The organism is Streptomyces sp. ALI-76-A (assembly GCF_030287445.1).
Taxonomy (GTDB): Bacteria; Actinomycetota; Actinomycetes; order Streptomycetales; family Streptomycetaceae; genus Streptomyces.
This window is the reverse complement of record NZ_JASVWB010000002.1, coordinates 1,520,986-1,543,842: the sequence shown is the minus strand read 5'-3', so window position 1 is coordinate 1,543,842 and position 22,857 is coordinate 1,520,986. Positions and strand designations below refer to the sequence as shown.

Sequence of the window (22,857 nt, the reverse complement as noted above, 5' to 3'; positions counted from 1 at the left end):
AGCGATCGGATCGCGCATCCCCAGCAGCAGCCGAGTCGTCGCGGAGTACCGGGCGGCCAAGCCTCCAGAGCCGTCGAGGGCACCACCCAATCAGCCATACCCGGCACTCCTGGGTGAGCCAACCCTACGAATGGCTCGCTCAGCCCAAGCAGGAAGGTAGGGCCCCCCGATGACCACCGCTCCCACGGCCCGCAGGAACTCCGTCGGCACCGCGCACACCCGCGTCGAGGGCCGGGACAAGATCACCGGGGCCGCTCGCTACGCGGGCGAGATCCCGTTCGCCTCACTCGCCCACGGCTGGCTGGTGCTGTCCACCGTCGCCCGGGGCCGCGTCCGCGCGGTGGAGGACGGTCCCGTCCTCGCCATGCCGGGCGTGGTCGCCGTCCTGCACCACCAGAACGCCCCCCGCGTCGACATCGACTTCGTGGGACTGCTGGGCGTCCCGCCGGACCCCACCGCGGCCGTCTTCCAGCACGACCGGGTGCCGCACCGGGGCTGGCCGGTCGCGCTGGTCGTCGCCGACACCTCCGAGCAGGCCCGGGAGGCCGCCGAGGCGCTGGTCGTGCACTACGACACGGAGCCGCACGACGTCGCCTTCGGCGGTGAGCACCCCGACGCGTACCCGGTCGACAACCACGGGCCGGCGGTGGCCGAGAAGGGCGACCTGGAGGGCGCGCTCGCCGCGTCCGCCGTCGTCGTGGACGCCGAGTACACCACCCCCGAGGAACACCACAACCCGATGGAGCCGCACGCGGCGACGGCCCGGTGGGACGGCGGACGCCTCGAACTCGTCGACTCCAACCAGGGCACCACCTGGGTCGCGAGCGAACTGGCCAGGATGTTCTCGCTCGACCCGGCCGCGGTCCGGGTGCGCTCCGAGCACGTCGGCGGCGGCTTCGGCAGCAAGGGCCTCCGCGCCCACCAGGTGGCCGCCGTGATGGCCGCGACCACGGTCGGGCGCCCGGTGCGGGTCGTCATGACCCGCCGTCAGATGTTCACGCTGGCCGGCCACCGCAGTCCCACCCGGCAGCGGCTGCGGCTCGGCGCCGACGCCGACGGACGGCTGCGCGCGCTGGAGCACCGCTCCCTCAGCGCCACCTCGACGGTGTACGAGTTCATCGAGTCGGCCGCCCTGCCCGCCCGCACGATGTACGACGCCGACGCCCACCACACCGCCAACCGGGTCGTACGGCTCGACGTGCCCACCCCGACGTGGATGCGCGCGCCGGGCGAGGCCCCCGGGTCCTTCGCGCTGGAGTCGGCGTTCGACGAACTCGCCGAGAAGTGCGGCCTCGACCCGATCGAGCTGCGCGCCCGCAACGAGCCCGACCGGGGCCCGGTGTCCGGGCTGCCGTTCAGCGGCCGCCATCTCCTCGCCTGCTTCCACGAGGGCGCCCGCAGGTTCGGCTGGGCCGACCGGGATCCGCGTCCCGGTGTGCGCCGCGACGGACGCTGGCTCCTCGGCACCGGTACGGCCGCGGCCTCCTTCCCCGCGGGCGCCGCCCCGTCCACCGCGGCCGCGACCGCTCACCCGGACGGCACCTTCACCGTGCGGATCAACGCCGCCGACATCGGCACCGGCGCCCGCACCGCGCTCACCCTCGTCGCCGCCGACGCGCTGGAGACGGCGCCGGAACAGGTACGGGTACGCATCGGGGACAGCGACCTCGGCCCCGCGTTCATCGCCGGCGGTTCGATGGGCACCCGCTCCTGGGCCTGGGCGGTCACGGCCGCCGCCGCCGGACTGCGGGAGCGGCTCGCCCTCGGAGCCGACCTCCCGCCGGAGGGCATCACCGTACGGTCCGACACCACCGAGGCGATCGGCGCGCTCGCCCAGAAGGAACGGCACTCCTTCGGCGCGCAGTTCGCCGAGGTCGCCGTGGACGTCGGCACCGGTGAGGTGCGGGTGCGCCGCATGCTCGGCATCTTCGCGGCCGGCCGGATCGTCAACCCGCTCACCGCCCGGGGCCAGTTCATCGGCGGCATGACCTGGGGCATCTCCATGGCCCTGCACGAGGAGGCGGTCCGCGACCACGCCTTCGGCGGCCACTACGGCGCCGACCTGGCGGGCTACCACGTCGCCTCCCACGCGGACGTGCCGCCCGTCGAGGCGGACTGGATCGACGACCCGGACCCGGACGACCCGGTCGGCATCAAGGGCATCGGCGAGATCGGCATCGTCGGCGCGGCGGCGGCCATCGCCAACGCGGTCTGGCACGCGACCGGCGTACGCCACCGCGAGCTGCCGATCCGGCCCGACCGCGTCCTGCGGGCGGGCGGACATGCTTGACATCGCCGCCGAGCTGCACGGGTGGGCCGAGCAGGGGCGTGACTTCGCCGTCGCCACCGTGGTGGCCGTCGGCGGCAGCGCCCCGCGCGGACCCGGCGCCGCCCTCGCGGTCGACAGCGCGGGCACGGTGATCGGCTCGGTCTCCGGCGGCTGTGTGGAGGGAGCGGTGTACGACCTGTGCACGCGCGCGCTCCAGGACGGCGAGACGGTCGTCGAGCGCTTCGGCTACAGCGACGAGGACGCGTTCGCGGTGGGCCTGACCTGCGGCGGGATCATCGACATCATGGTCACGCCGGTCGGTGCGCAGGCCCCCGCCGGGCCGGTGTTCCGCTCGGCGCTGGCGGCCGCCGCCCGGGGCGAGGCGACGGCGGTCGCCCGGGTGGTACGCGGTCCCGCGGAACTCCTCGGCACGGCGCTGGTGGTCCGGCCCGACGGGTCGTACGAAGGAGGGCTCGGCGGTACGGCGGAGCTGGACCGTGCGGTGGCGGCCGAGACCCGCGTCCTGCTGGACGCCGGCCGCACCGGCACCGTCGAGCTGTCGGCGGACGGCCCGCACTGTCCCGGCGGGCTGACCCTGCTCGTCGAGTCGAGCGTGCCGCCGCCCCGCATGATCGTCTTCGGTGCGATCGACTTCGCCGCCGCGCTCGTGCGGGCCGGCACGTTCCTCGGCTACCACGTCACGGTGTGCGACGCCCGCCCCGTCTTCGCCACCCGCGCCCGCTTCCCCGAGGCCGACGAGGTCGTGGTCGACTGGCCGGACCGCTATCTGCGCGGCACCGCGACCGACCGGCGCACGGTCCTGTGTGTGCTCACCCACGACGCCAAGTTCGACGTGCCCCTGCTGGCCCAGGCCCTGCGGATGCCGGTCGCGTTCGTCGGCGCACTGGGCTCACGCCGGACGCACACCGACCGCGAGCGCCGACTGCGTGACATCGGGCTGACCGACCGCGAACTGGCCAGGCTGCGGTCCCCGATCGGGCTCGACCTGGGCGCCCGTACGCCCGAGGAGACCGCCGTGTCCATCGCGGCGGAGATCGTCGCGGCCCGGCGCGGCGGGACGGGGGCGCCGCTGACCGGCTCCGGCACGCCGATCCACCGCGCCGAGCCGTCCGCGGCCCGGACACCGGCTCCCGCGGACACGCCGGCGGGCCCGGCGACGCAGGATCACGCGGAGGAGGCGGACCCGGACGCGGCGGGCACCAGCCCGAGTCGCTGGGCGCGCAGCACCGTGCTGACGCGGTCGTGCGTGCCGAGCTTGCGGTAGATGTTCGCGATGTGCTTGTGCACCGTACGGTCCGAGATGCCCAGACGGCGGCCCATGGCGGCCGCCGTCAGGGCGTCGGCCAGCAGGAGCAGCACGGTCGTCTCCCGGGGCGTCAGCGAGACGTCCGCGTCCGGTGCGTCGGCGGCGTCCGGCGTGGCCTCCCCAGTGGTCAGGCGCTGCCAGCGCTCCAGGAGCCGCCGCTGCTGCTCGACGGCGGCCAGCAGCGGCTGCACCTGCTCGGCGATCCGGATCTGATCGTCGGTGAAGTCCCGCCCGGAGCGGTAGACGAGGCATCCGGTGACCGGGGCGGCCGACCGCGGCAGCGGGATTCCGAGGACGTGACGCGCGTCCAGGAAGTCGCCGATCAGCCGCGCGGTCGCACTGCCGGACCACGACGGTCCGGCCGCCTGCCGCGCGGTGACGGGGGTGCGGTCCGGCCCGGTCGCGTAGTGCCGCGAGAACGGGTGTCCCGCGCGCAGCAGCCCCAGGGCCTCGTCGTCGAGCCGGCCGAACTCCGCGGCGACGCCGGGTGACACGCCCACCGTGCCCGCGTTCTCGTTCCAGTCGTCCAGCTTGTAGATCACGGCGTCGGCGCCCAGCAGGTCCGGCAGGGCGGTCGCGAGCAGGGGCCACAGCCGCTGGGGTTCACGCTCGTGCAGCGCCGCCACCGCCACCGCCGTCATGCGCTCGTACGCCCCGCTCCGCCCTGGTGCCATGTCCCTCTCCGTGTGTCCGGCCCCGTCCACGTACGTACTTGTACCCATACCGGCGCGGCGCCTCGGCGGCCCACAATCCAGTCGAGCGACAACGACGTTCTCGGACGTACTCCAGCACACGGACGCTCCGGCGCCCGAGGCGGGGGCGACAGGCCGCGGCCGCCACCCCGCGCGGCCCCCGAGAATCCGTGTGGGCCGCCGGCGCGGGGGACCGGCGGCCCACACGGTGACCTACCGGGCGGGAGCGTCCAGGCCCGGCGCCTGACGGGGATCAGGGTTGAACACCGGGTGGTAGCTCTCCGGCGGGGCGAGGTACGTGGCGGGCAGACCGCCGGTGTCGACGACGATCTGGTCCACGGCGATGGCGGCGTCCACCATGAACAGCCGCAGCACATGCTCCCCGGGCTCGGCGACGGTCACGGTGGCGGTCAGCTTCTCGATGCCCTCCTCCACGTTGCGGGCCCAGGCGTCCCCCCGGTTGCCGGTGGCGATCGCCTGGCCGGACAGCACGGTGGCCGGCTGGTCGTCGACGGCGACCGCCACCCGGCGCAGGCCCCGCTCGTCCAGGGAGGGCAGCCGGAAGACGGTCACCGGGAAGCTCCCGGCGCTCACGAAACGCACCCGGTACCGCAGCTCCGGCGCCCGCCTCGCGAGGTCCCCGGTGAAGGGCGCCGCCGTCGACGGCACCGCCTCCACGGCTCCGGTACGGCGGCCCAGTCCGCGCACGGTCCGCCAGCGGGCCCCGCCGCGGGCCACCCGCCGCTCGGTGTGCACGGCGTCGATCGACACGTACCCGTGCGCCTCGACGAACCCCCGCGCCCGGGCGCGCGCCCGCTCCCCGTCGTCGACGACCCGCAGCGGCACCCCGACCCGCCGCCCGCCGCCCGTGACGGTGACCGTCGCCTCGTGCGTGCCCTCGGGCACCCGCGCCCAGTCGACCTCCACCCACACCCGGACCTGCTCGGCGACCGAGCCGCCCGCCGCACTCAGCCGCACCCACGGGTGACTGGCCTCGGCCGTCCAGTCCACCGGCAGGAATCCGGTGGTGAAGACGTCCACGAAACGCCGGTCCCGGGTGAAGGAGGAGAAGGACAGCGGCCGGTCCGTCCCGGTCTCGTTGCCCTCGGACGCCACGCCCAGCCCGGAGGTCTCCTGCCGGGCGAGCCGGGTGACCGCCGGGCGGCCCGGCGCCTTGGGGATCTGCGACGGGTACGGGTTGACGATCCCGTCCCACTTCCCGCCCGCCACCTCGGTGTTGTACCGCCTGGTGAGCGCCGCCTCCTCGGCGTGCGCGGCCTCGGCCAGGTCCGCGAACCGGTTGGTCCCGGCCCCGCGTCCCTGCCGGACGGCGAGGGCGTTGCGGTCCGCCCAGTAGTACTTCGCGTTCATCAAGAAGGCGCCGTGCACCGGGTATTCGACGAGCTCGTAGTACGCGTCCCGGTAGGCCGCGGGCAACTGGGCACCCAGGGCCCTGACCCGTTCCAGCAGCCGCTCGTAGGCGGCCAGCCGGCGTCCGGCCTCGTCGCCATGGTGGACCACGGAGAACATCTGCCGGTCGATGAACTCCGGCCGCCGCTCGGCCGCGAGACGGTAGTACTCGGTGCGGATCGCGGCGATCTCCCGCCCGTGGCGGTGCCCGAACTGCCGCCCGTACCACTCGGCGAGGAATTCCCCGACGTCGTCGGCGCCCCACCGGTCCACGTCCCAGGCCATGTCCATCGCGAAGGACAGCCCGGTCTCGATCGACTTGACGTCCCCCACGTTGAAGATCCACATCCGGTCCACGCCGTGCTCGTACACCCGGCGCAACTCCTGCCAGACCTTGGCCAGTTGCGTGGTGTCCAGCCACAGGTAGCTGCGTGGACGGCCCCAGTAGGACAGGTGGTGGTAGATGCCGTTGCCGCCCGGGCGGGCGCGCTCCGCCTCGTTCGGCAGCTGGCGCATGTTCCCGTGGTTGTCGTCCGGCCAGATCAGCGTGACGTCCTCGGGCACCTGGACGCCCGCGTTGTAGAGGTCCAGCACCTCCTTGTACGGGATGAAGATCTGCGGCCCGGCCGCCGCACCGACCTCCTCCACGAGGATCCGGCGCTGGTCGGCGATGATGTCGTTCATCACCACGACCTTCTCCGCGAGGGTGGTCGCGTACTTCGTCTCCAGCGCGCTGTCGTGCAGCCCGCGCATGCCGAGCGTCCAACTGCTCTCGTACGCCGCGTTCTGTCTCGCCCGGGCTCTCCAGTACTCGGAGATGACACCGGGGTTCACGGTGTAGTCGTACACCGGCAGGCTGCCGTCCGCGCCGGGGTGCTCCTTCGCCCACGGCTCCCACTCGTGGACACCGTTGCGCAGCAGGGCCTCCGGGTGGCTGGAGCCGACGACGATGCCGTAGCGGTCGGCCAGCCCGGGGTTCTCCCGGTGCTTGTTGAAGAAGTCGGAGTACGGGTGCATCGCGGGCCACAGGTAGTTGGCCTTCAGCCGGAGCAGCAGCTCGAAGACCCGCTCGTACGTCCGCGGCCCGATGTTCTTGTCCGGTTCCTGGGTGCGGCGCGACCATGTGGTCAGGTTCTGCTCGTCGTTGATGAAGACGCCCCGGTAACGCACGGACGGCTCGTACCGCTTGAGAGGGCCCGCCGGTACGGTCACGGTGTCGCGGTGCTCGACGGGCACGTCCGCCCACCAGTGCCAGGGCGAGACCCCGATGCGCTCCGAGGTGTCGTAGACGCCGTACACCGTGCCGCGCCGGTCGCTTCCGGCGATCACCAGGGCGCGGTCCACACCCGGCAGCGGGCGGTCCACCACCTGGGTCACCGAGGCCTCCCAGCGCCCCTTCACCCCGGAGACGTCCAGGCGCCGGTCCGCGGCCAGCCGGTCGACGACCGGGCTCGTGCCGAGGGTGCCCACCACGACCAGCAGCGCCGCCCGTTCGGGCAGGGTGTGCCGCAGCGCGGGGCGTACTCCGGTGACCCGTTCCACATCCGCCTGGAGGTCCCCGGCGGCACGGATCACGGCGGGATCGTCCGCCGCGTCCACGAACACGTCGACGGCGGCACCGTCCCGGGCCAGCGGGAACGCGGGCCGGCCCGAGGGCGCGGCCTCGGCGGAGGCGGGCAGGACCGCCGGGAGCAGTGGTGCGATGCCCACGGCGGCCATGCCCCGCAGGAACGCCTTGCGGCTGGGGGACGGGCCGGTCGGCGGGACGGGCGACTGCGGCGGGAAGTGCGGTTCGCGGTGCGGCACGAGACGCTGCCTTTCCGCGCCGGCCCGCGACGGCTGGGGGTGCGGGCCGGCGGCGGAACCGAGCGCATGGACGGTCGGGGGAGGGGCCGGGGAGCCAGGAAGAGGGCACGGGGAAGTGAGGGGCGGAGGACGCCGTGGTGCGGGACGTGAACAGGCTAGAAAGCGCTTGCTGCGCAGCCTAGGTCAGGGGCGGAGGGGGCGTCCAGAGGCTCGCGGGGGTGGAGTGGTGTCGGAGGGGGGCGGCGGCGCGGCGGAGGGCCGGAGCGGGCAGGGGCGTGTGCGGGTCGGGGCCACGTGAGCAGGGGCGGGGACGGGGCGCGCGTGGTTGACGTGACCGGGTGCCGAAGTGTTCTGGTGCGGACCGGTCGGCCCAGGTGCCCGTCGGCAGGTGGGGCTCGGTTCGGCAGTGCGGGCGGTTCCTTGGTGAGGGCCGCGGTCGTCGTTGGTGCTGCTGGTTCGTCGGTGAGGGCCGTGGTCGTCGTCGTGCCGGCGGTTCGTCGGCGAGGGCCGTGATTTTCGTTCGTGGTGCCGGTTCGTCGGTGAGGGCCGTGGTCGCCGTTCGTGCCGGCGGTTCCTCGGTGAGGCCCGCGATCTTCGTTCGTGGTGCCGGTTCGTCGGTGAGGGCCGTGGTCGCCGTTCGTGCCGGCGGTTCCTCGGTGAGGCCCGCGGTCCTCGGGGAGGTGCGGTCTCCGGTCGGCGGAATTCGCCACGACGCCCGGTCCGCGCCGGAGTTCGAATCCTGGGGTGCCCGATTGCCGGGGTGCCGATTGCCGGGGTGCTCGATTCCCGAGTCGTCCGATCTGCGGGGCGCCCGATCGATGGGGACACCCGATCGATGGGGGCGCGCTGTCGGTGGGGGCGCGCTGTCGCGGTGGCGCGCCCCCGGCCGACCCGGGCTCAGGCGGGCCGCACCGCGCCGCGGATCGCCGACTCGCCGGCGTAGAAGACCGACTCCTCGCGGATGTACGCTCCCGGGCCCGGCGCGTGGATCATCGTGCCGTTGCCGATGTAGAGGCCCACGTGGCGGAGGTCGTCGTAGAAGAAGACCAGGTCTCCGACCCGGACGTCCGGGAGGGCGACGGCCGTGCCGGCGCCGGCCTGGGCCTGGGTGGAGCGCGGGAGTTCGACACCGGCGGACTTCCAGGCGGCCTGGGTCAGGCCGGAGGAGTCGTACGACCCCGGGCCGGCCGCGCCCCAGACGCACGGGCGGCCGATCTGGGCACGGGCGAAGGTGAGCACCTTGGCGGCCTTCACGTCGTAGCCGGCGTCCACCGCCTGGTCGGCCACGGCGGGGGCGGTGACCGGGGCGGCGGGGGCCGGGGTGGCGGGCGGGCCGGGGGCGAACGGGGGCATCGGCCCGGGCAGTTCGGTCGCCAGGCCGAGGCTCGGCGCGGGTGCCGGGGCGACGGGCAGGGTCGTGGTGAGGGCGGCGGGGGCCGGGGTGACGGGCGGGCCGGGGGCGAACGCGGGCATCGGCCCGGGCAGTTCGACCGCCAGGCCGAGGCTCGGCGCGGGTGCCGGGGCGATGGACAGTCCCGGGGTGAACGTGGGCATGGGGTCGGCGGACGGAGCCGGGCCGGGCGGGGAACTCGGGGTGACCGGCAGGTCCGGGGTCGGCCCGGACTGCGGCAACGACTGCCAGGAGCCGGTGTCGGTAGCGCCGGTGTTCCAGGATCCGGTGTCGGAGGCGCTGGTGTTCCACGAGCCGGTGTCGGTAGCGCTGGTGTTCCACGAGCCGGTGTCGGTAGCGCCGGTGCTCCAGGATCCGGTGTCGGTAGCGCCGGTGCTCCAGGATCCGGTGTCGGTAGCGCCGGTGTTCCACGAGCCGGTGTCGGAGGCGCTGGTGTTCCACGAGCCGGTGTCGGAGGATGCCGGTTCCGCCGGGGTGTGCCGGCTGTCGGCCGGCCGGGGCTCTATCACCGCGAGCGGCGTGCCCAGCTGTGCCGTGGAGGCGGCCAGCATCTCGCGCGCCTGGGCGAGCTTCTGCTGGTTCCGCACCTTCCTGGCCTGCAACGACGACGGCTCGGAGTCGGCGGCGGAGGCGGCTGAGGACGCCGCGGGCAGTGAGGCGGGGGCGTCCTGCGGGGGCTCGGGCGCGCTCGGCAGGGCCGGGGCGGAGCCGGCGGTCGACTCCGGGGCGGACCTGGCGGTCAGTTCGGGGACGGCCCGGTCGCCTGCCCTCGGCCCTTCCAGGGCCAGGGCGTTCGTCGGGCGCTCCGCCGGGCGGGGCGGACGGGCCGGCACCCGGCCCGTCGGCAGGACCGCCGGGACGGTCGGGCCCAGCTTGGCGCGGGCCACGTCGAACCACTGCCGCGCCACGTCGGTGAGCGCGGGCGCGGCCGCCTCGCGGGTGCCGTCGGACACCGGACCGGCCCCTCGGCGCCGCTCGTCGGCCGCCGGGGCGGAACGCTGGCGCGGGATCCCCGCCGCGCGGGTCGCGTTGTAGGTTCCCGTGTCGCTCTCGGCCCGGTTGTAGAGGTTGTCGACCCGCGCCCGGACCTCGTCGCGGCTCGGCCCGTCGTCCCCCGCCGCCGGTGTGGCGCCCGCGGTCTGCGAGAGCAGGGCCACGGAGGTGAGGGCCGCCGTCGCGAGCGCGGAGTTGCGCATGCCGGGGAGGCCGCCGCCTTGGGGGCGCGAGGTGCGTTCCGGCGCCATGGGAGCCGTACTCCTTCCGTACCGGGGCCGCGCTCCACGGCGGGTTCGCCGGAGGGAGTTGTGAGGCCCGACGGCTCAACTTAGCCAACTTGTGTGTCTGGTGTGAAGATTGAGGTGTTAAATGTCCGATACGTATCTGTGACCTTCGTCCCTCTCGCCTGCGCGGAGGCATGAATGCGTCACCTCGTGCCTCGCCGCTGCCGCCAGGACGCGTGGTGGTCGAGCACCGTCTCCTCGATCGGCCGGTAGGTGAGGCCCAGTTCGCGCACGCTCCGGCTGTTGTCCACGCGGAAGCGGATGCCGAGGTGCTTGCGGATGTAGTCCTGGGTCAACCCGAACGCCGGGCCCAGGAGCCGTACCGGCCAGTGCGGGAGGACGGTGCGCGGCAGGCGTGGGTCGCGGGGGTGGCGGGTCCGGATGATGCGCGCCATCTCGTGGAACGACGTCATCGTCGGTGCCGCGACGATGTAGCGGCCCTTGGCGCCGGGGTTCTCCGCCGCCGCGATGTGCGCGTCGGCCACGTCTCTCACGTCCGCCGTCGTGAAGCTGAAGTCCGGCGCGCCGTAGAAGAAGTAGCCCTTGAACAGTTCCTCCAGCAGGAAGAGGCTGCCCGAGTCGGAGGCGGGGGTCAGTGAAGGACCCAGGATCAGGCCGGGGTTGACGGACACCATGCGCCAGCGGTCCTGGGCCGCCTCCGCCTCCCACGCGGCCTGTTCCGCCACTGTCTTCGCGTAGTGATAGGGGTTGTTGTCCACGGTACTCGTGGTGTTGAGGTACTTCTCCGACAGCACCTGGCCGTCCATGTGCAGGACGTCGGCGTAGTCGCCGAAGATCGCGCCGACGGTGGAGGTGAAGACCAGCCGTTCGACCGTCGGTGTCCGTTCCACGCTCGCCACCACGTTGCGGGTGCCGAGCAGTGCCGGATCGACCATGTCCCTGCGGCCGTCCTTGATCTTCTCCGGCATGAGGAACGGTGACGCCACGTGGAAGACCACCCGGCAGCCGGTCATCGCCTCGTCGAAGGACCGCTCACGCAGCAGGTCCGCCTCGAACAGGGCCAGTCGGCCGGGAAACGACTCCGCCATCTCCCGCAGCGGCCGCACCTTCGCCGCGTTCGTGAGACTGCGTACGGTGGTGCGGACGCGACAGCCCCGCCGCAGCAGCCGCCGCACCAGATGACTGCCGACGAAACCGCTGCCGCCGGTCACCAGCACGGTCGTCTCCCTGACATCGTCCACGTGTCACTCCTCGGCCCCGGTCGCAGGTCGGTGTACGGAGCCCGCCGCCGCGCGTGCCCCGCGATCAGGTTCGGGCATGTCCCTGTCGAAGGGAACCGCCGGCCGGAAGGGATCGGGGCGGTGGATGCCACGCGGGCGGTAGCCGAGTTCTCCGGAGCGCCCCAGCAGGTCGGCGAGGAGCCAGATGACGGCCAGCCACATCTCGGTGCCCTGGAGACCCGGTTCCGGGCCGGGGCCCGCGCTGCCGTCCCCGAGCCGGAGTCGCTCCGGGAACACCGCCGCCGACTCGGCGACGTAGCACCGCTCACCGATCTCGACGTCCCCGTCGATCGACTGCTGCCGCCTCCGCTGGGCCACGTGCTGCTCCTCGCTCGCCGCGTCGGCGAACAGCCAGGGGCAGTGGTCGAAAGCCGTATGGCCTGATCCCGTCGCTGGTCCATGAGCGCACGCTAGCGCCGCGGCAGGTGACGTCGGCCCCGTCGTGGCGCCGGCACGCTCCCCACTGCCTTCCGGGCGTGGGAGGTGGGAGGCGGGAGGTGACGGGCGAACGGTGTCCGCCGCGGCACTGGGGAGCCCTGTGCCCTGTGCCCTGTGCGGAAGACCGTGGATCGGCGCCGCGCGAGCCTCTCCGGCCGGACGCGGGAACGCTCGTCGGCGTCCCGTGCGTCATCCCGACGCCTCCTCCGGTGCCCGCGTCCGCCGGTGCTCGCGGACGCGCTTCGCGCACTCGCGAACGCGCCTGAATCCCCGCGAACCCGCCTCAGTCGGCGCTGACGTTCGTCGTGAGGAGGCGGAGCAACTGCTTGGCCAGGGCGTCCTGTTCGGGGGTGAGGCCCATCGCGTCGCCGATGGCGAGCGGAACCGTGCCGGCCTGGTCCCGGAGCCGTGCCCCCGCGTCGCTCAGGCGGATCGAGACGGACCGCTCGTCGTCCGCGCGTCGCTCGCGATGCAGCAGGCCGCTCGCCTCCAGGCGCTTGAGCAGGGGTGACAGCGTGCTGGACTCCAGCTGGAGCGAGGCACCCAGCTCGCGCACCGATATCTCGTCCTGTTCCCACAGCACGAGCATCACCAGGTACTGCGGATAGGTCAGCCCCAGCTCGTCCAGCAGCGGCCGGTAGCGGGCGGTGACCGCGCGGGAGGCCGCGTACAGCGCGAAGCAGAGCTGGTCGTCCAGGAGCAGTGATCCCTGGGCCGGTTCGGCGGCTCGACTCACGGCACGGCTCCCGGTTTCTGCGCTGGTCATGGACATACGTCACCCTATCGGTAGAGTCTCCCCGATTCTATGGCTAACGACTCTATCGTGCCCAAAGTTGTAGTGGACTAATGAGTTGCGCACGACTTAATCGCGCGCTACTGTCCAGGTGTGCCGCTCCTCCGGTCCGGAACCCTCCCCGCCGGAGGCCGCCGCGGCACCCGAACCGAGGAGATCGCCATGACCGACATCCGTCCCGTTCTGGAGCCCGCGGCCCAGGCCTTCGTCGAGGCGACCGCGAATCCGCCCTACCTCTTCGACCTGCCGCCCGCCGAGGGCCGCAAGGCGGTCGACGAGGTCCAGTCCGGCGCCATCACCAAGCCGGACACCGACGAGGAATGGATCACCGTCCCCGGCGGCCCCACCGGCAGCGTCCGCACCCGCATCGTCCGCCCGGCCGGAGCCACCGGCCTCCTCCCGGTGATCCTCTACATCCACGGCGCCGGCTGGGTCTTCGGCAACGCCCACACCCACGACCGCCTGGTCCGCGAACTCGCCACCGGCACCGGCGCCGCCGTGGTCTTCCCCGAGTACGACCTCTCCCCCGAAGCCCGCTACCCCCTCGCCATCGAGCAGAACTACACCGTCGCCCAGTGGATCGTCCACCAGGGCGCCACCAAGGACCTCGACGGCAGCCGGCTGGCCGTCGCCGGCGACTCCGTGGGCGGCAACATGAGCGCCGCCCTCACCCTGATGGCCAAGGAACGCGGCGACGTCCCCCTCCGCCAGCAGGTCCTGTTCTACCCGGTCACCGACGCCGCCTTCGACACCGGCTCCTACCACCAGTTCGCCACCGGCTACTTCCTGCGCCGCGACGGCATGCAGTGGTTCTGGGACCAGTACACGACCGACGAGAGCGAACGCGCCCAGATCACCGCCTCCCCCCTGCGCGCCACCACCGAACAGCTCACCGGCCTGCCCCCGGCCCTGGTCATCACCGCCGAAGCCGACGTCCTGCGCGACGAGGGCGAGGCCTACGCCAACAAGCTCCGCGCCGCCGGCGTCCCCGTCACCGCCGTCCGCTACCAGGGCATCATCCACGACTTCGTCATGCTCAACGCCCTGCGCGAGACCCACGCCGCCGAAGCCGCCATCAAGCAGGCGGTCAGTGTCCTGCGCACCGCCCTGCACGCCGGCTGACCCGCCGGCCACGGCCCCGCCGCCCGGCCGTGCCCCCGTGACCGGCCTCGGCCTCGGCCGTGCGCGCCTGTGCCGTGCCCGCCCCGGCACCACCCACCCAACGGACCCCGGCCGTCCCCCGGTGCCGGGGCCCTGACTGCTTCCGCAACGGGCCTCCGCGCCGTCTTGGCCGACGTGTCGTCCTCGGCCGGCATCTCACAGCACCCTCCCGTGCCGGCGCACGGTCGGGGGCGCCCCCGTGGCACCCCCGATGGTCGTGGTCGGGCGTCGGACGTCGGCCACTGCATGGGCGGCCCCGTCGGCCGTGCGTCGCCCCCGGACCGGGCCGCCGCTCGCGGGGACGACACGGAACGGCTCCCGGCCTGGCCGGAGGCCCACCACGCCCACCGTTCCAGCGCCCCGGCCGACTGCCCGACCGGCGGGGCCTCTCCCCCCGGGGCACCCCAGCCAGGCCGCGAGCTGCCATACGCCCCCATGCCGTGCGGAAGGCGCGGCGGCTCCGACCCCGCTCGTTGTCAGGGCCGACGCCGCGCCCAGCTCACCGCACCCCTGGCGTGCGCCCGCGCGGCGACGTGGCCCGTCGGCTTCTCCGCCTGATCCAGCGCCGGGGCTGACGGCAAGGGGGCCCGGGTCTCCCGGCGGCACCCGGACCGAGCCCTGCCCTGCCCCCCGCGGCTGACCCGGAAACGCCTCCGTCGGCGGACCGTGGGGCGGCCCCGAGGGGCGCGGCGCCCGGCCCGGCTGGACACCTCCGCGTCCGATGGGCAGCCGAACGGTCTGTGAAGTGAGCAGTCGTCGGCGTCATCGTGTGTCCGTCATGTCACCGGAGGAGAGAGACAGGAGAAGAGCATGACGATCGTCTTCGTGCACGGCGTCCCCGAGACGGCGGAGGTCTGGGACGCGCTGCGGGACCGCCTCGACCGGGAGAGCCTCGCCGTGAGCCTGCCCGGCTTCGGCACGCCGAGGCCGTCCGGCTTCGGCGGCGACAAGGACGCGTACGCCGACTGGCTCGCGTGGGAGCTGCGCTCCGTCCCCGGCCCCGTCGACCTGGTGGGCCACGACTGGGGAGCCCTGCTCGTCCACCGGGTGGTCACCGCGTACGACGTGCCGCTGCGCAGCTGGGCCGCCGACGTCGCCAACATCATGGACCCCGCGTACGTCTGGCACGACCTCGCCCGGCTGTGGCAGACGCCCGGCGCCGGCGAGTCCTTCATGACGACGGCGCTCAAGGCGCCGCACGACGATCCGCGGGGTGTCGCGACCCAGTTGCGCGAGCTGGGTGTGCCGTGGGCCGACGCCCTGGCCATGCACCGGCGGTTCGACGCCGGCATGGGACAGGCCATCCTCGACCTGTACCGGTCGGCGACCCCGAACCCGTACGCCGACTGGGGCGCCGCCGTGGCTCCGACGGACGCGCCGGGGCTGGTCCTCAGCGCGGCCGGGGACCCGTTCGACGACGCCGGGACGGCGGGCGAGGTCGCCCGGCGGCTCGGCGCGCGAACCCGTGTCCTGGAGGGCGTCGGCCACTTCTGGATGCTCGAGGACCCCGCCGGGGCCGCCGAGGCGCTGAAAGCCTTCTGGGACGCGGTGGAGTAGCCCGGCGGTGCGGAAATGACCGGAGAACCGGTCTGGGAAGTGAGCAGCGTCCGCGGCGACAGTGGGCCCGTTCCGCCAGCGGGCGGGACATCGTCGGACAGAAAGGGGTGCGCCGTGGCGCACACCGTCGTCATCGGAGCCGGTCCCGTGGGCCTGGTCGCCGCCATGCTGCTCGCCGCCGAGGGGCAGCGGGTGACCGTGCTCGACCGGGACCTCATGGACCCACGGGCGGAGGACGTCGTCGCGTCGTCCGCCGGGGGAGGCCGGCGACAGCGGCCCGGAGTGCGGCAGTTCGGCCAGCCGCACATCCTGCTGCCCGGGGGCATGCGGGTCCTGGACCGTGAACTTCCCCGTGCCGTGGCTGAGTTGGGGGCGATCGGTGGCCATCCCTACAACGTGATCAGCGGCGCGTGGGGCGCCGGCGAGGTGGGTGCCGAGCAGCCGGGCGACACCCGCTTCGAGACCCTGGCGCTGCGCCGGCCGCTGGTCGAGGCGGCCCTGCTCGCCGCCGCCCGGGAGACCCCGGGGATCACGCTGCGCCGGGAACGGGTGACCGGACTGCTCACCGCGCCGAAGCCGCCCGAGCGGGACCGTCCCCGTGTCACGGGTGTCGTCACCGCGGACGGCGCGACCGTGCCGGCCGACCTCGTGGTGGACGCCTCCGGCCGGGACACCCGGCTCCCGGCGCTGCTGGAGAAGCAGGGAGCGCGGCTCGCGGAACTGCCGGGGACCAACGGCTTCCGCTACTACTCCCGCTTCTTCCGCTCGCCCGACGGCTCACTGCCGAAGCCCCGCCGCTGGCCGCTGACCCACCACGACAGCGTCTCCCTCATCACCCTGCCCGCCGACCGGGGCACCTGGTCCGTGACGCTGGTGACCTCCGGCCGCGACCAGATCCTGCGCGCGCTGGGCGAGACCGCCGTCTGGGACCGGGCCGCCGCCCTCTACCCGGAGATCCGTCCCTGGCTCGACGGCGAACCGCTCGACGGCGTCACGGTCATGGGCGGCACGGCCACCCGGCGCCACGAACTGCTGCGCGACGACCGGCCCGTGGTGACGGGACTGCTTCCGGTGGGGGACGCCTGGGCCACCACCAACCCGCAGTTCGGGATGGGCCTGACGATGGGATTCCGGCAGGCGGAACTCCTCCGCGACCAGCTGCGCAAGCTCGGCACGGAGGATCCCGCGGAACTCGTGCTGGCCTACGACCGGGCGACCGAGGACACCCTCGTCCCGCTGTGGGCCGACTCCGACGCCTGGGACCGCCACCGCCTCGCCGAGATCGACGAGGAGACCCAGGGCCGTACGTACCGCTCGGACGACCCGGCCTGGAACCTGCGCAACGTCCTGGACGCCGTACGGCTGCGCGACCCCCGGCTGCTGCGCGCGGTCGCCGACGTCGCGTCCCTGCTGCGCACCCCGGACGAGGCGCTCGCCGGGACGGACCTGCTGACCCGCGTGGCCGAGTGGAGCGTCGGCGTGCCCCGCCACACCGAGCCGGGGCCCGCCCGCTCCCGGCTGCTGACGGCACTGGGGGCGGCCGGGCGGGAGTGACGCGCGGGCCCCTCAGGGGCCGCCCAGCTCCTGCCGCCACAGCAGGTCGGCGACCCGCTCGACGCCCGAGGTGAGGTGGCGCCGGTAGGTGCTGAAGGGCAGCCCGAGCCGCTCCGCCGCCGCCTCCTGGGTGGGGCTGCCCCTGACGTAGGAGACGACCACGGCGCGGTGCCGTTTGTCCCCGCCGCGTTCGTCGGGCAGCGCCTCCACGGCCGCCGTCAGCACCTCGGCCAGGCTCCGCCCGCTGTCCACGACCAGCCGGCTGCGGTTGAGCGGATTGGCGGCGAGGGCCTCGGGCTTGCGCAGGGCGCGCAGCCCGTCGCGGACGGCCGCCGCGAACTCGGGGCGGGAGAGCACGGTCAGCTCACCGCGCCCGGGCGGCTGGGCGGGAGCGGCGGGGGCGCCCGTGAGCAGGGCGTCGCTCTTCGCCTCCAGCCAGGGGCCGGCGGGCTGGAGGCGCCAGTCGCGGCCGAACAGGGCGTACGGGTGGTCGCCGACCCGGGGGCGCGCGGCGGCCGGCGTCAGGTGGTTGTCCCGCAGATGGGCGTCCCAGAAGCCGTCGTCGCGCATCACCACGTACGACCAGGCCAGTCGGCGGTCCCGGATCCACTCGCCGACGGCCCGCCACTGGATCAGGGTCATCGGCGCCGACGGCCGCTGATGGGCGGGCGGATACACCGAGAAGCGGGCCACTCCCAGATGCTCGCCGGAGCGCAGCGGCCCGTGCGCCCGGGCGTGCTCCCAGGCCGCGGCCACGACCGGGTCGACGTCGACGCCCTCCGGCGTGGCGAGCCGCAGCCAGGCGGAGAAGGCGACGATCTCGCCGGTGCGGGTGGAGCGGTGGACCCGGAAGGCCTCCGGCTGCCGGCCGAGCCAGAACGCGGCGAGCGCCGCCGACTCCTCGCCCTCCGCCTGCCCGGCCAGCTCCAGGACGCGGTCGCGCTCGTCCGGCGCGTACGGCTGCTCCTGGACCGCGCCCGCGTCCCGCCAGTCGTAGAACTGCGACATGAGTCCGTCGGCGCGGAAGAGGTACGTCAGCTCGGCGGTGGCGCGCGGGACGAGCGGTTCGGGCGCCTCGCGGAGACGGTCCAGCAGGTGCTCGCGGATGTCGCGGTGCATCGCGGCGAAGCCGTCGGCGTCCCGCCACCGCAGATCCGCCTCCAGCACCTCGCGCACGGCGTCGTGCGGGAAGAGACCGGCGGCGGTCGACTCGACGAAGGGCCGTCCGCGCAGCCAGGCGAAGAGCTCCGGGGCGTCCTCGCCGAGCAGCGCGCGCAGCAGCGACTCCGTGGTCACGTACGCGTGGGCGCAGATCTCCAGCGCCCGGCGATGCCCCGGGCCCGGCGTGTCCCCGACGAGCTGTGGCAGCAGGGTGCCGACGACGTCCTGGTCCGGCCGCCAGTCCGGCGCGGCCGCCTCGTCCCGCACCGCCACGGCGGCGGCCAGCGCCAGGGCCAGCGGGTTGCCGCCGGTGAACGACAGCAGGGCCGCCTGTGTGCGGCTCGGCACCCCGCGCGCCCTGAGGAACGCGGCGGCGTCACCGGGGTCGAGATTGCGCAGCGCGGTGACGCGCAGCAGCCGGGCCCACCCGGGGTCGGCGGTCCACAGCGGATCCGGGGCGGCGCGGCCCGCCACGACCACCACGCTCCCCACGGGCAGCGTCGGCAGGAACCGTTCCCGCAGCCAGCCCTCCAGCCCCTGGCAGCGCTCGAAGGTGTCGACTAGCAGGACGGCACCCGGCTCCCGGACCGCACGGCCGGCCGCCTCCAGGAACCCCTCGGGCGTCGGCGCCACGGTACGGCAGTCCACCTCGACGACCGTGCGCCCGGCCGCGCGGGCCTCGTACGCGAACCGGCGCAGCAGCATCGACTTGCCGATGCCTCCCGGCCCGTACAGGTACCGCACGGCTCCGGCCTCCGGCGGGCCGGCCAAGGCGGCCCGGAACAGGGCGAGTTCCCGCTGCCGCCCGACGAAGGCCTGGTCGCGGCCTTCGGCCAGTAACGCCCCCAGGACGCCCTGCCGGTCCGTGCCTGTCTCCATGGGTCCCCCCGCTGGTACGTGATCCCGCGCCGCTCCGCAGTTCAGGACAGACCGGCGGGGGAGGGGCCGTCGCCGCCGTCGCTCGCGTGACGGTCGACGATCGCCCGCCGGATCGCGCGGGCCGCGGTGACGAACGCGTCGATGTCCCGTTCGTCGAGCGCGTGGGCGGAGACGCGTTCCAATTCCGACCACATCGCCTCGATCGGTTCCCGCATGGCCCGGCCCCGGTCGGTGAGCCGGACCCGCGTCGCGCGCCGGTCGTTCTCGTCCGGCTCCCGGTGCACCAGCCCGGCCTCCTGCATGCGCTTGAGGGCCTTGGACACCGTGGAGTGGTCCAGCCCCACGGCCGCGAGCAGTTCGGACTGGGTCTGCCCGTCCCGTTCCAGCAGCTGCATCAGCAGCAGTTCCTGCCCGGGGTACAGCCCGAGTTCGCGCAGCAACTCGCCGGCGTAGGCCCGGTGGGTGCGGGCCAGCGCGAAGATCTCGAAGCTGAGCCGGCCCACCCGCACCGCTCCCGCGGCGGGTTCCGCATCCGACTGTCCGGTCATGAGGCTCCGTCCCAGGTCCGTGCACCACGGTCGGTGCTCCGTGGTGGGTGGTCAGCCACCTATGGTGAGCGTACAACGCGTGGACGGCCTCGAACGTACCCGGTCGCCGGACCGGGACAGCCCGTTGTGCCCGGGCGGACGCGCGGCCTACCGTCCCGGACATGCTGCCTGTGGTGGAGACGGACGAGGAATGGGACGCGGTCGTCCCCGACGAGACGGTGATGCGGGCCGGCGCGGAGGACCTCTGCGCGCGGCTCGGGCTGGCCGGCGCCCCGCTGACCCGCTTCGCGGAGGGCTCGCAGCCGGTCTACGCGGTGGGCGACGAACTCGTGCTCAAACTGTTCCCCACATCCGCCGCGCAGGACGGTGTCACCGAGGCCCGCGTCCTGTCCCGTCTGCACGGACGGCTGCCGGTCCGCACCCCGAAGGTCCACGACGCCGGCCGCTACGAGAACGGCTCCGACCTGCTCGCGTACACGCTGCTGCACGTGTACAGCAACCTCCCCCGGTACCTGCGGGAACTCCACGCGCCCGCCGAAGGCTCGCTCACGGCGCTCGCCGAGGCATGGTTCGGCACGGCGTGACCCGCCGCGCGACACCCGACGGCGAGGAGGGCCCCGGTGCCGAGGCGGCGGGACTGCGTCCCGCGGGGGAGGGGAGACGGTGCGTGTGCCGGACGACCAGCGGTTCCAGTGGGGGGACCGTCCCGGCGTGATCGCGGCGCGGCGGGGGCGGGCGCACCGGAGTTGTCGTGCGGAAGCGGCCTCCCGTCAGGACGGGAGGGGTCGGGGAGAGGTCAGGCGGACTCGGCGCGCTCGGCGTTCTTCTGCTTGAGGCGCGCTGCCTCCTTGCGGACCTCGGCCTGCGTGGCGCGCTCCTTCTCCAGCCACTCGGGCCGCTCCTCCTTGAGCGCCTCGATCTGCTCGGTGGTGAGGGCCTCCGTGACCCCGCCGCGGGCCAGGCCGGCGATGGAGACGCCGAGCTTGGCCGCGACCACCGGACGCGGGTGCGGGCCGGTGCGCCGCAGCTCCCGCAGCCACTCGGGCGGGTTCGCCTGCAGCTCGTCCAGCTCGGCGCGCGTGACGACGCCGTCCTGGAACTCTGCGGGCGTGGCCGGGAGGTACACACCCAGCTTCTTCGCCGCGGTCGCGGGCTTCATCGTCTGGGTGCTCTGGTGCGACTTCATGGTGTCCAGACTATCGACCGCGCACGAGGCCTCCGACCACCACGGGTAGCCTGGCGAGGTGACAGGCTCTGCGGCTTCCCCTTCCTTCCGGCTCGCGTACGTCCCCGGGGTGACCCCCGGCAAGTGGGTGCGGACGTGGAACGAGCGCCTGCCCGGCACGCCCCTGGACCTCGTCGCCGTGCCGGCCCCCGAGGCACCGGAGGCCCTGCGCGACGGGCGGGCGGACGCGGCGCTGGTACGGCTCCCCGTCGACCGTACGGTCCTCAGCGCGATCCCCCTGTACACGGAGACGACGGTCGTCGTGGTGCCCAAGGACCACGTGGTGACGGCGGCGGACGAGGTGTCGTGCGCGGACCTGGCCGACGAGACCGTGCTGCACCCCCTGGACGACGTCCTCGACTGGGAGCGGCCGCCGGGGGAGCCCGCCTTCGAACGGCCCGCCACCACCGCCGACGCCGTCGAACTGGTGGCCGCGGGCATCGGCGTCCTCGTCGTGCCCCAGTCCCTGGCCCGCCTGCACCACCGCCGCGACCTCACCTACCGCCCGGTCACCGACGCCCCCCGGTCGGAGGTCGCCCTGTCCTGGCCCGAGGACGCCACCACCGACCAGGTCGAGGACTTCATCGGCATCGTCCGGGGCCGCACCCCCAACAGCACCCGGGGCCGCGCCAAGCCCCAGCCCGAGGCCGACGACCGCAAGCGCCCGGAGAAGAGTGCCCCCCGCAAGCCGACCGCGCCCTCCCGAGGCGGCACGGGAGGCTCCGGCGGGAGCCGGGGCGGTACGGGGAGGGCCGGCGGCGGACGCTCCGGGGGCGCGGGCGGCACGAAGGGCGCCCGCCGCGGCAAGCCCCGCCGCCGGTCGTAGCGGCGGGTCCTGACCGCAGCCGTCCGGCGCCGGCGCCCTGCCCTCCGATCGGCAGGGGGGGGCGGGACCGTGGGACCGGCTCGCGGCACGCGGAGCCGGGAAGATTGCCGGAGCACGGCAGAGGCGGGTCCGTCCGTCCCGCGGGGGCCGGGCCCTCGCCGGCGCCCGCCCGGCCGTCGTCCCTCAGATCTCCTGCCCCGGCCAGCCCAGCAGCCGCGCGCCGATGACCGCCGTCTGGAGCGTGTACCGGTGCGTCGGATCGGACGGATCCGATCCCGTCAGCTGGTGGATGCGGGCCAGCCGGTAGGTGAGGGCCCGCACGCTGAGCGTCAGGCGGCGGGCGGCCTCCGCGGCCGTGCAGCCGGACTCGAAGTACACCTCCAGCGTGTGCAGCAGCGGCTCCGCACCGCCCCGGGCGCCCCGCAGCGGACCCAGCGCGCTGAGCACCAAATCGGCCATCGCCTGCCGGTCCCGGGTGAGCACCGGGTAGACCAGCAGGTCGGCGGCGCGCACCACCGGCTCGTCGAGTTCCAGCCGGTCCGCGAGGTCGAGCGTGCTCAGCGCCTCCTCGTACGAGTGCACCACGCCGCCCGCGCCGGGCTGGGCGCGTCCGATGGCGACCCGGGTGCCGTCCGTCGCCTCGTGCGCGTGCTGGGCGAAGTGGGCGAGCATGTCGTCCTGGTCACCGGGCGCGACGCAGATCAGCAGCCCGTTCTTCGTGGCGAGCAGGATGCGCCGGTCGCCGAAGCGGGAGATCAGCGCGCTCTCCACCCGGCGGGTGAGCGGCGCGGTGTCCTCGTACGGCTCGGGGCCCCGGGCCACCGCGACCGCGTGCGCGTGGGACAGGACGAGCCCGAACCGTTCGGCGCGTTCGGCGAGCCGGCCCAGGTCGCTGCGGCCGTACAGCAGGTCGTCCACGAACTCGCGGCGGGCCGCCTCCTCCTGACGGACGGCCAGGCGCTGGGCCCGCTCGTACCCTTCCGCGAAGGCGTCCACGGCCTGTGTCACCGCGGCCAGCACGCTGTCCGCCGAGCCGCGGGCACCGGGCCAGTGCGACCGGGTGGCCTCCAGGTGGTGCCGGACGAGCGCGCGCAGGCTGAGGCCGTCGTCGGCGGCCCGCTCCCCGAGCGCGCGGCGGGCGTCCAGTTCCGCGCGGGTCGGGCGCCGCCCGGTGGCGGAGACCTCGGCCAGCAGTTCGGCGTACCCGTCGACATAGCGCTGAGCCGTCCCCGCGTCGGTCATGGACCCCCGTCCGCCCTTCCACCCCTGGCGCGCCGGT

At 74.4% G+C, this 22,857-nt stretch carries 16 protein-coding genes and 1 pseudogene; 7 read left to right on the top strand and 10 right to left on the bottom strand.

The genetic code is table 11. From position 1 onward, the window contains the following. Nucleotides 1-169: 169 nt before the first annotated feature. Nucleotides 170-2,290 (top strand): xanthine dehydrogenase family protein molybdopterin-binding subunit, encoded by a 2,121-nt coding sequence (locus QQS16_RS07890; protein ID WP_286060899.1) that lies wholly within the window; start codon nucleotides 170-172, stop codon nucleotides 2,288-2,290. Beyond that, complete coding sequence (locus tag QQS16_RS07885) at nucleotides 2,283-3,554, top strand: XdhC family protein (protein ID WP_286060898.1); 1,272 nt, start codon at nucleotides 2,283-2,285, stop codon at nucleotides 3,552-3,554. Before QQS16_RS07890 ends, QQS16_RS07885 begins: the two co-directional genes overlap by 8 nt. Here the strand turns inward: QQS16_RS07885 and QQS16_RS07880 are convergent. The 6 genes and pseudogenes from QQS16_RS07880 to QQS16_RS07855 form a co-directional block, all read right to left on the bottom strand. Beyond that, nucleotides 3,455-4,270, bottom strand: a complete 816-nt coding sequence (locus tag QQS16_RS07880; protein ID WP_286060897.1) for a helix-turn-helix transcriptional regulator — start codon at nucleotides 4,268-4,270, stop codon at nucleotides 3,455-3,457. The two genes, QQS16_RS07885 and QQS16_RS07880, sit on opposite strands and share 100 nt — an antisense overlap. A gap of 231 nt (nucleotides 4,271-4,501) precedes the next feature. Continuing rightward, nucleotides 4,502-7,417, bottom strand: a complete 2,916-nt coding sequence (locus QQS16_RS07875) for a glycosyl hydrolase 115 family protein (RefSeq protein WP_286066247.1) — start codon at nucleotides 7,415-7,417, stop codon at nucleotides 4,502-4,504. Nucleotides 7,418-8,401: 984 nt separating this feature from the next. Next, the gene (locus QQS16_RS07870) at nucleotides 8,402-10,159 is read right to left on the bottom strand and encodes an NlpC/P60 family protein (RefSeq protein WP_286060896.1); all 1,758 of its coding nucleotides are present in this window, start codon (nucleotides 10,157-10,159) and stop codon (nucleotides 8,402-8,404) included. A 179-nt stretch (nucleotides 10,160-10,338) separates the two neighbouring features. Further along, a complete protein-coding gene (locus QQS16_RS07865) occupies nucleotides 10,339-11,397 on the bottom strand; it encodes an NAD-dependent epimerase/dehydratase family protein (protein ID WP_286060895.1) in 1,059 nt (352 codons plus the stop codon). A 3-nt stretch (nucleotides 11,398-11,400) separates the two neighbouring features. Further along, a pseudogene (locus QQS16_RS07860) lies at nucleotides 11,401-11,646 on the bottom strand (hypothetical protein); the annotation flags it as partial. Nucleotides 11,647-12,157: 511 nt separating this feature from the next. Continuing rightward, the gene (locus QQS16_RS07855; RefSeq protein ID WP_286060893.1) at nucleotides 12,158-12,640 is read right to left on the bottom strand and encodes a MarR family winged helix-turn-helix transcriptional regulator; all 483 of its coding nucleotides are present in this window, start codon (nucleotides 12,638-12,640) and stop codon (nucleotides 12,158-12,160) included. A 189-nt stretch (nucleotides 12,641-12,829) separates the two neighbouring features. On the opposite strand from QQS16_RS07855, the gene QQS16_RS07850 reads away from it, so the two are divergent. From QQS16_RS07850 to QQS16_RS07840, 3 genes are all read left to right on the top strand, one after another. Continuing rightward, nucleotides 12,830-13,789 (top strand): alpha/beta hydrolase, encoded by a 960-nt coding sequence (locus tag QQS16_RS07850; protein ID WP_286060892.1) that lies wholly within the window; start codon nucleotides 12,830-12,832, stop codon nucleotides 13,787-13,789. Between the two features lie 849 nt (nucleotides 13,790-14,638). Beyond that, nucleotides 14,639-15,385: an alpha/beta fold hydrolase gene (locus QQS16_RS07845; RefSeq protein ID WP_286060891.1), complete on the top strand. Its 747-nt coding sequence runs from the start codon at nucleotides 14,639-14,641 to the stop codon at nucleotides 15,383-15,385. A 114-nt stretch (nucleotides 15,386-15,499) separates the two neighbouring features. Next, on the top strand, nucleotides 15,500-16,939 hold the full coding sequence (locus QQS16_RS07840) for an FAD-dependent oxidoreductase (RefSeq protein ID WP_286060890.1): 1,440 nt from the start codon (nucleotides 15,500-15,502) through the stop codon (nucleotides 16,937-16,939). A gap of 12 nt (nucleotides 16,940-16,951) precedes the next feature. On the opposite strand, the gene QQS16_RS07835 is transcribed toward QQS16_RS07840, so the two are convergent. Both QQS16_RS07835 and QQS16_RS07830 read right to left on the bottom strand, forming a co-directional pair. Then, a complete protein-coding gene (locus tag QQS16_RS07835; RefSeq protein WP_286060889.1) occupies nucleotides 16,952-18,979 on the bottom strand; it encodes an ATP-binding protein in 2,028 nt (675 codons plus the stop codon). 41 nt (nucleotides 18,980-19,020) lie between these two features. Beyond that, a complete protein-coding gene (locus QQS16_RS07830) occupies nucleotides 19,021-19,527 on the bottom strand; it encodes a MarR family winged helix-turn-helix transcriptional regulator (protein ID WP_286060888.1) in 507 nt (168 codons plus the stop codon). 161 nt (nucleotides 19,528-19,688) lie between these two features. On the opposite strand from QQS16_RS07830, the gene QQS16_RS07825 reads away from it, so the two are divergent. Next, nucleotides 19,689-20,111 (top strand): phosphotransferase, encoded by a 423-nt coding sequence (locus QQS16_RS07825; RefSeq protein WP_353479664.1) that lies wholly within the window; start codon nucleotides 19,689-19,691, stop codon nucleotides 20,109-20,111. A gap of 212 nt (nucleotides 20,112-20,323) precedes the next feature. On the opposite strand, the gene QQS16_RS07820 is transcribed toward QQS16_RS07825, so the two are convergent. After that, on the bottom strand, nucleotides 20,324-20,713 hold the full coding sequence (locus tag QQS16_RS07820) for a DUF5997 family protein (RefSeq protein ID WP_286060887.1): 390 nt from the start codon (nucleotides 20,711-20,713) through the stop codon (nucleotides 20,324-20,326). 58 nt (nucleotides 20,714-20,771) lie between these two features. Here QQS16_RS07820 and QQS16_RS07815 point away from each other — a divergent pair, with 58 nt between their 5' ends. Next, on the top strand, nucleotides 20,772-21,578 hold the full coding sequence (locus QQS16_RS07815) for a LysR substrate-binding domain-containing protein (RefSeq protein WP_286060886.1): 807 nt from the start codon (nucleotides 20,772-20,774) through the stop codon (nucleotides 21,576-21,578). A 183-nt stretch (nucleotides 21,579-21,761) separates the two neighbouring features. Here the strand turns inward: QQS16_RS07815 and QQS16_RS07810 are convergent, their stop codons facing one another. Beyond that, nucleotides 21,762-22,820: a PucR family transcriptional regulator gene (locus QQS16_RS07810; RefSeq protein ID WP_286060885.1), complete on the bottom strand. Its 1,059-nt coding sequence runs from the start codon at nucleotides 22,818-22,820 to the stop codon at nucleotides 21,762-21,764. Nucleotides 22,821-22,857 lie beyond the last annotated feature (37 nt).

What these genes read in the sequence shown, in the direction of transcription:
- QQS16_RS07830 (WP_286060888.1), bottom strand. Translation starts at nt 19,527, where the DNA reads ATGACCGGACAGTCGGATGCGGAACCCGCCGCGGGAGCGGTGCGGGTG.
- QQS16_RS07835 (WP_286060889.1), bottom strand. Translation starts at nt 18,979, where the DNA reads ATGGAGACAGGCACGGACCGGCAGGGCGTCCTGGGGGCGTTACTGGCC.
- QQS16_RS07890 (WP_286060899.1), top strand. Translation starts at nt 170, where the DNA reads ATGACCACCGCTCCCACGGCCCGCAGGAACTCCGTCGGCACCGCGCAC.
- QQS16_RS07845 (WP_286060891.1), top strand. Translation starts at nt 14,639, where the DNA reads ATGACGATCGTCTTCGTGCACGGCGTCCCCGAGACGGCGGAGGTCTGG.
- QQS16_RS07880 (WP_286060897.1), bottom strand. Translation starts at nt 4,270, where the DNA reads ATGGCACCAGGGCGGAGCGGGGCGTACGAGCGCATGACGGCGGTGGCG.
- QQS16_RS07875 (WP_286066247.1), bottom strand. Translation starts at nt 7,417, where the DNA reads ATGGCCGCCGTGGGCATCGCACCACTGCTCCCGGCGGTCCTGCCCGCC.
- QQS16_RS07870 (WP_286060896.1), bottom strand. Translation starts at nt 10,159, where the DNA reads ATGGCGCCGGAACGCACCTCGCGCCCCCAAGGCGGCGGCCTCCCCGGC.
- QQS16_RS07855 (WP_286060893.1), bottom strand. Translation starts at nt 12,640, where the DNA reads ATGACCAGCGCAGAAACCGGGAGCCGTGCCGTGAGTCGAGCCGCCGAA.
- QQS16_RS07885 (WP_286060898.1), top strand. Translation starts at nt 2,283, where the DNA reads ATGCTTGACATCGCCGCCGAGCTGCACGGGTGGGCCGAGCAGGGGCGT.
- QQS16_RS07820 (WP_286060887.1), bottom strand. Translation starts at nt 20,713, where the DNA reads ATGAAGTCGCACCAGAGCACCCAGACGATGAAGCCCGCGACCGCGGCG.
- QQS16_RS07850 (WP_286060892.1), top strand. Translation starts at nt 12,830, where the DNA reads ATGACCGACATCCGTCCCGTTCTGGAGCCCGCGGCCCAGGCCTTCGTC.
- QQS16_RS07810 (WP_286060885.1), bottom strand. Translation starts at nt 22,820, where the DNA reads ATGACCGACGCGGGGACGGCTCAGCGCTATGTCGACGGGTACGCCGAA.
- QQS16_RS07825 (WP_353479664.1), top strand. Translation starts at nt 19,689, where the DNA reads ATGCTGCCTGTGGTGGAGACGGACGAGGAATGGGACGCGGTCGTCCCC.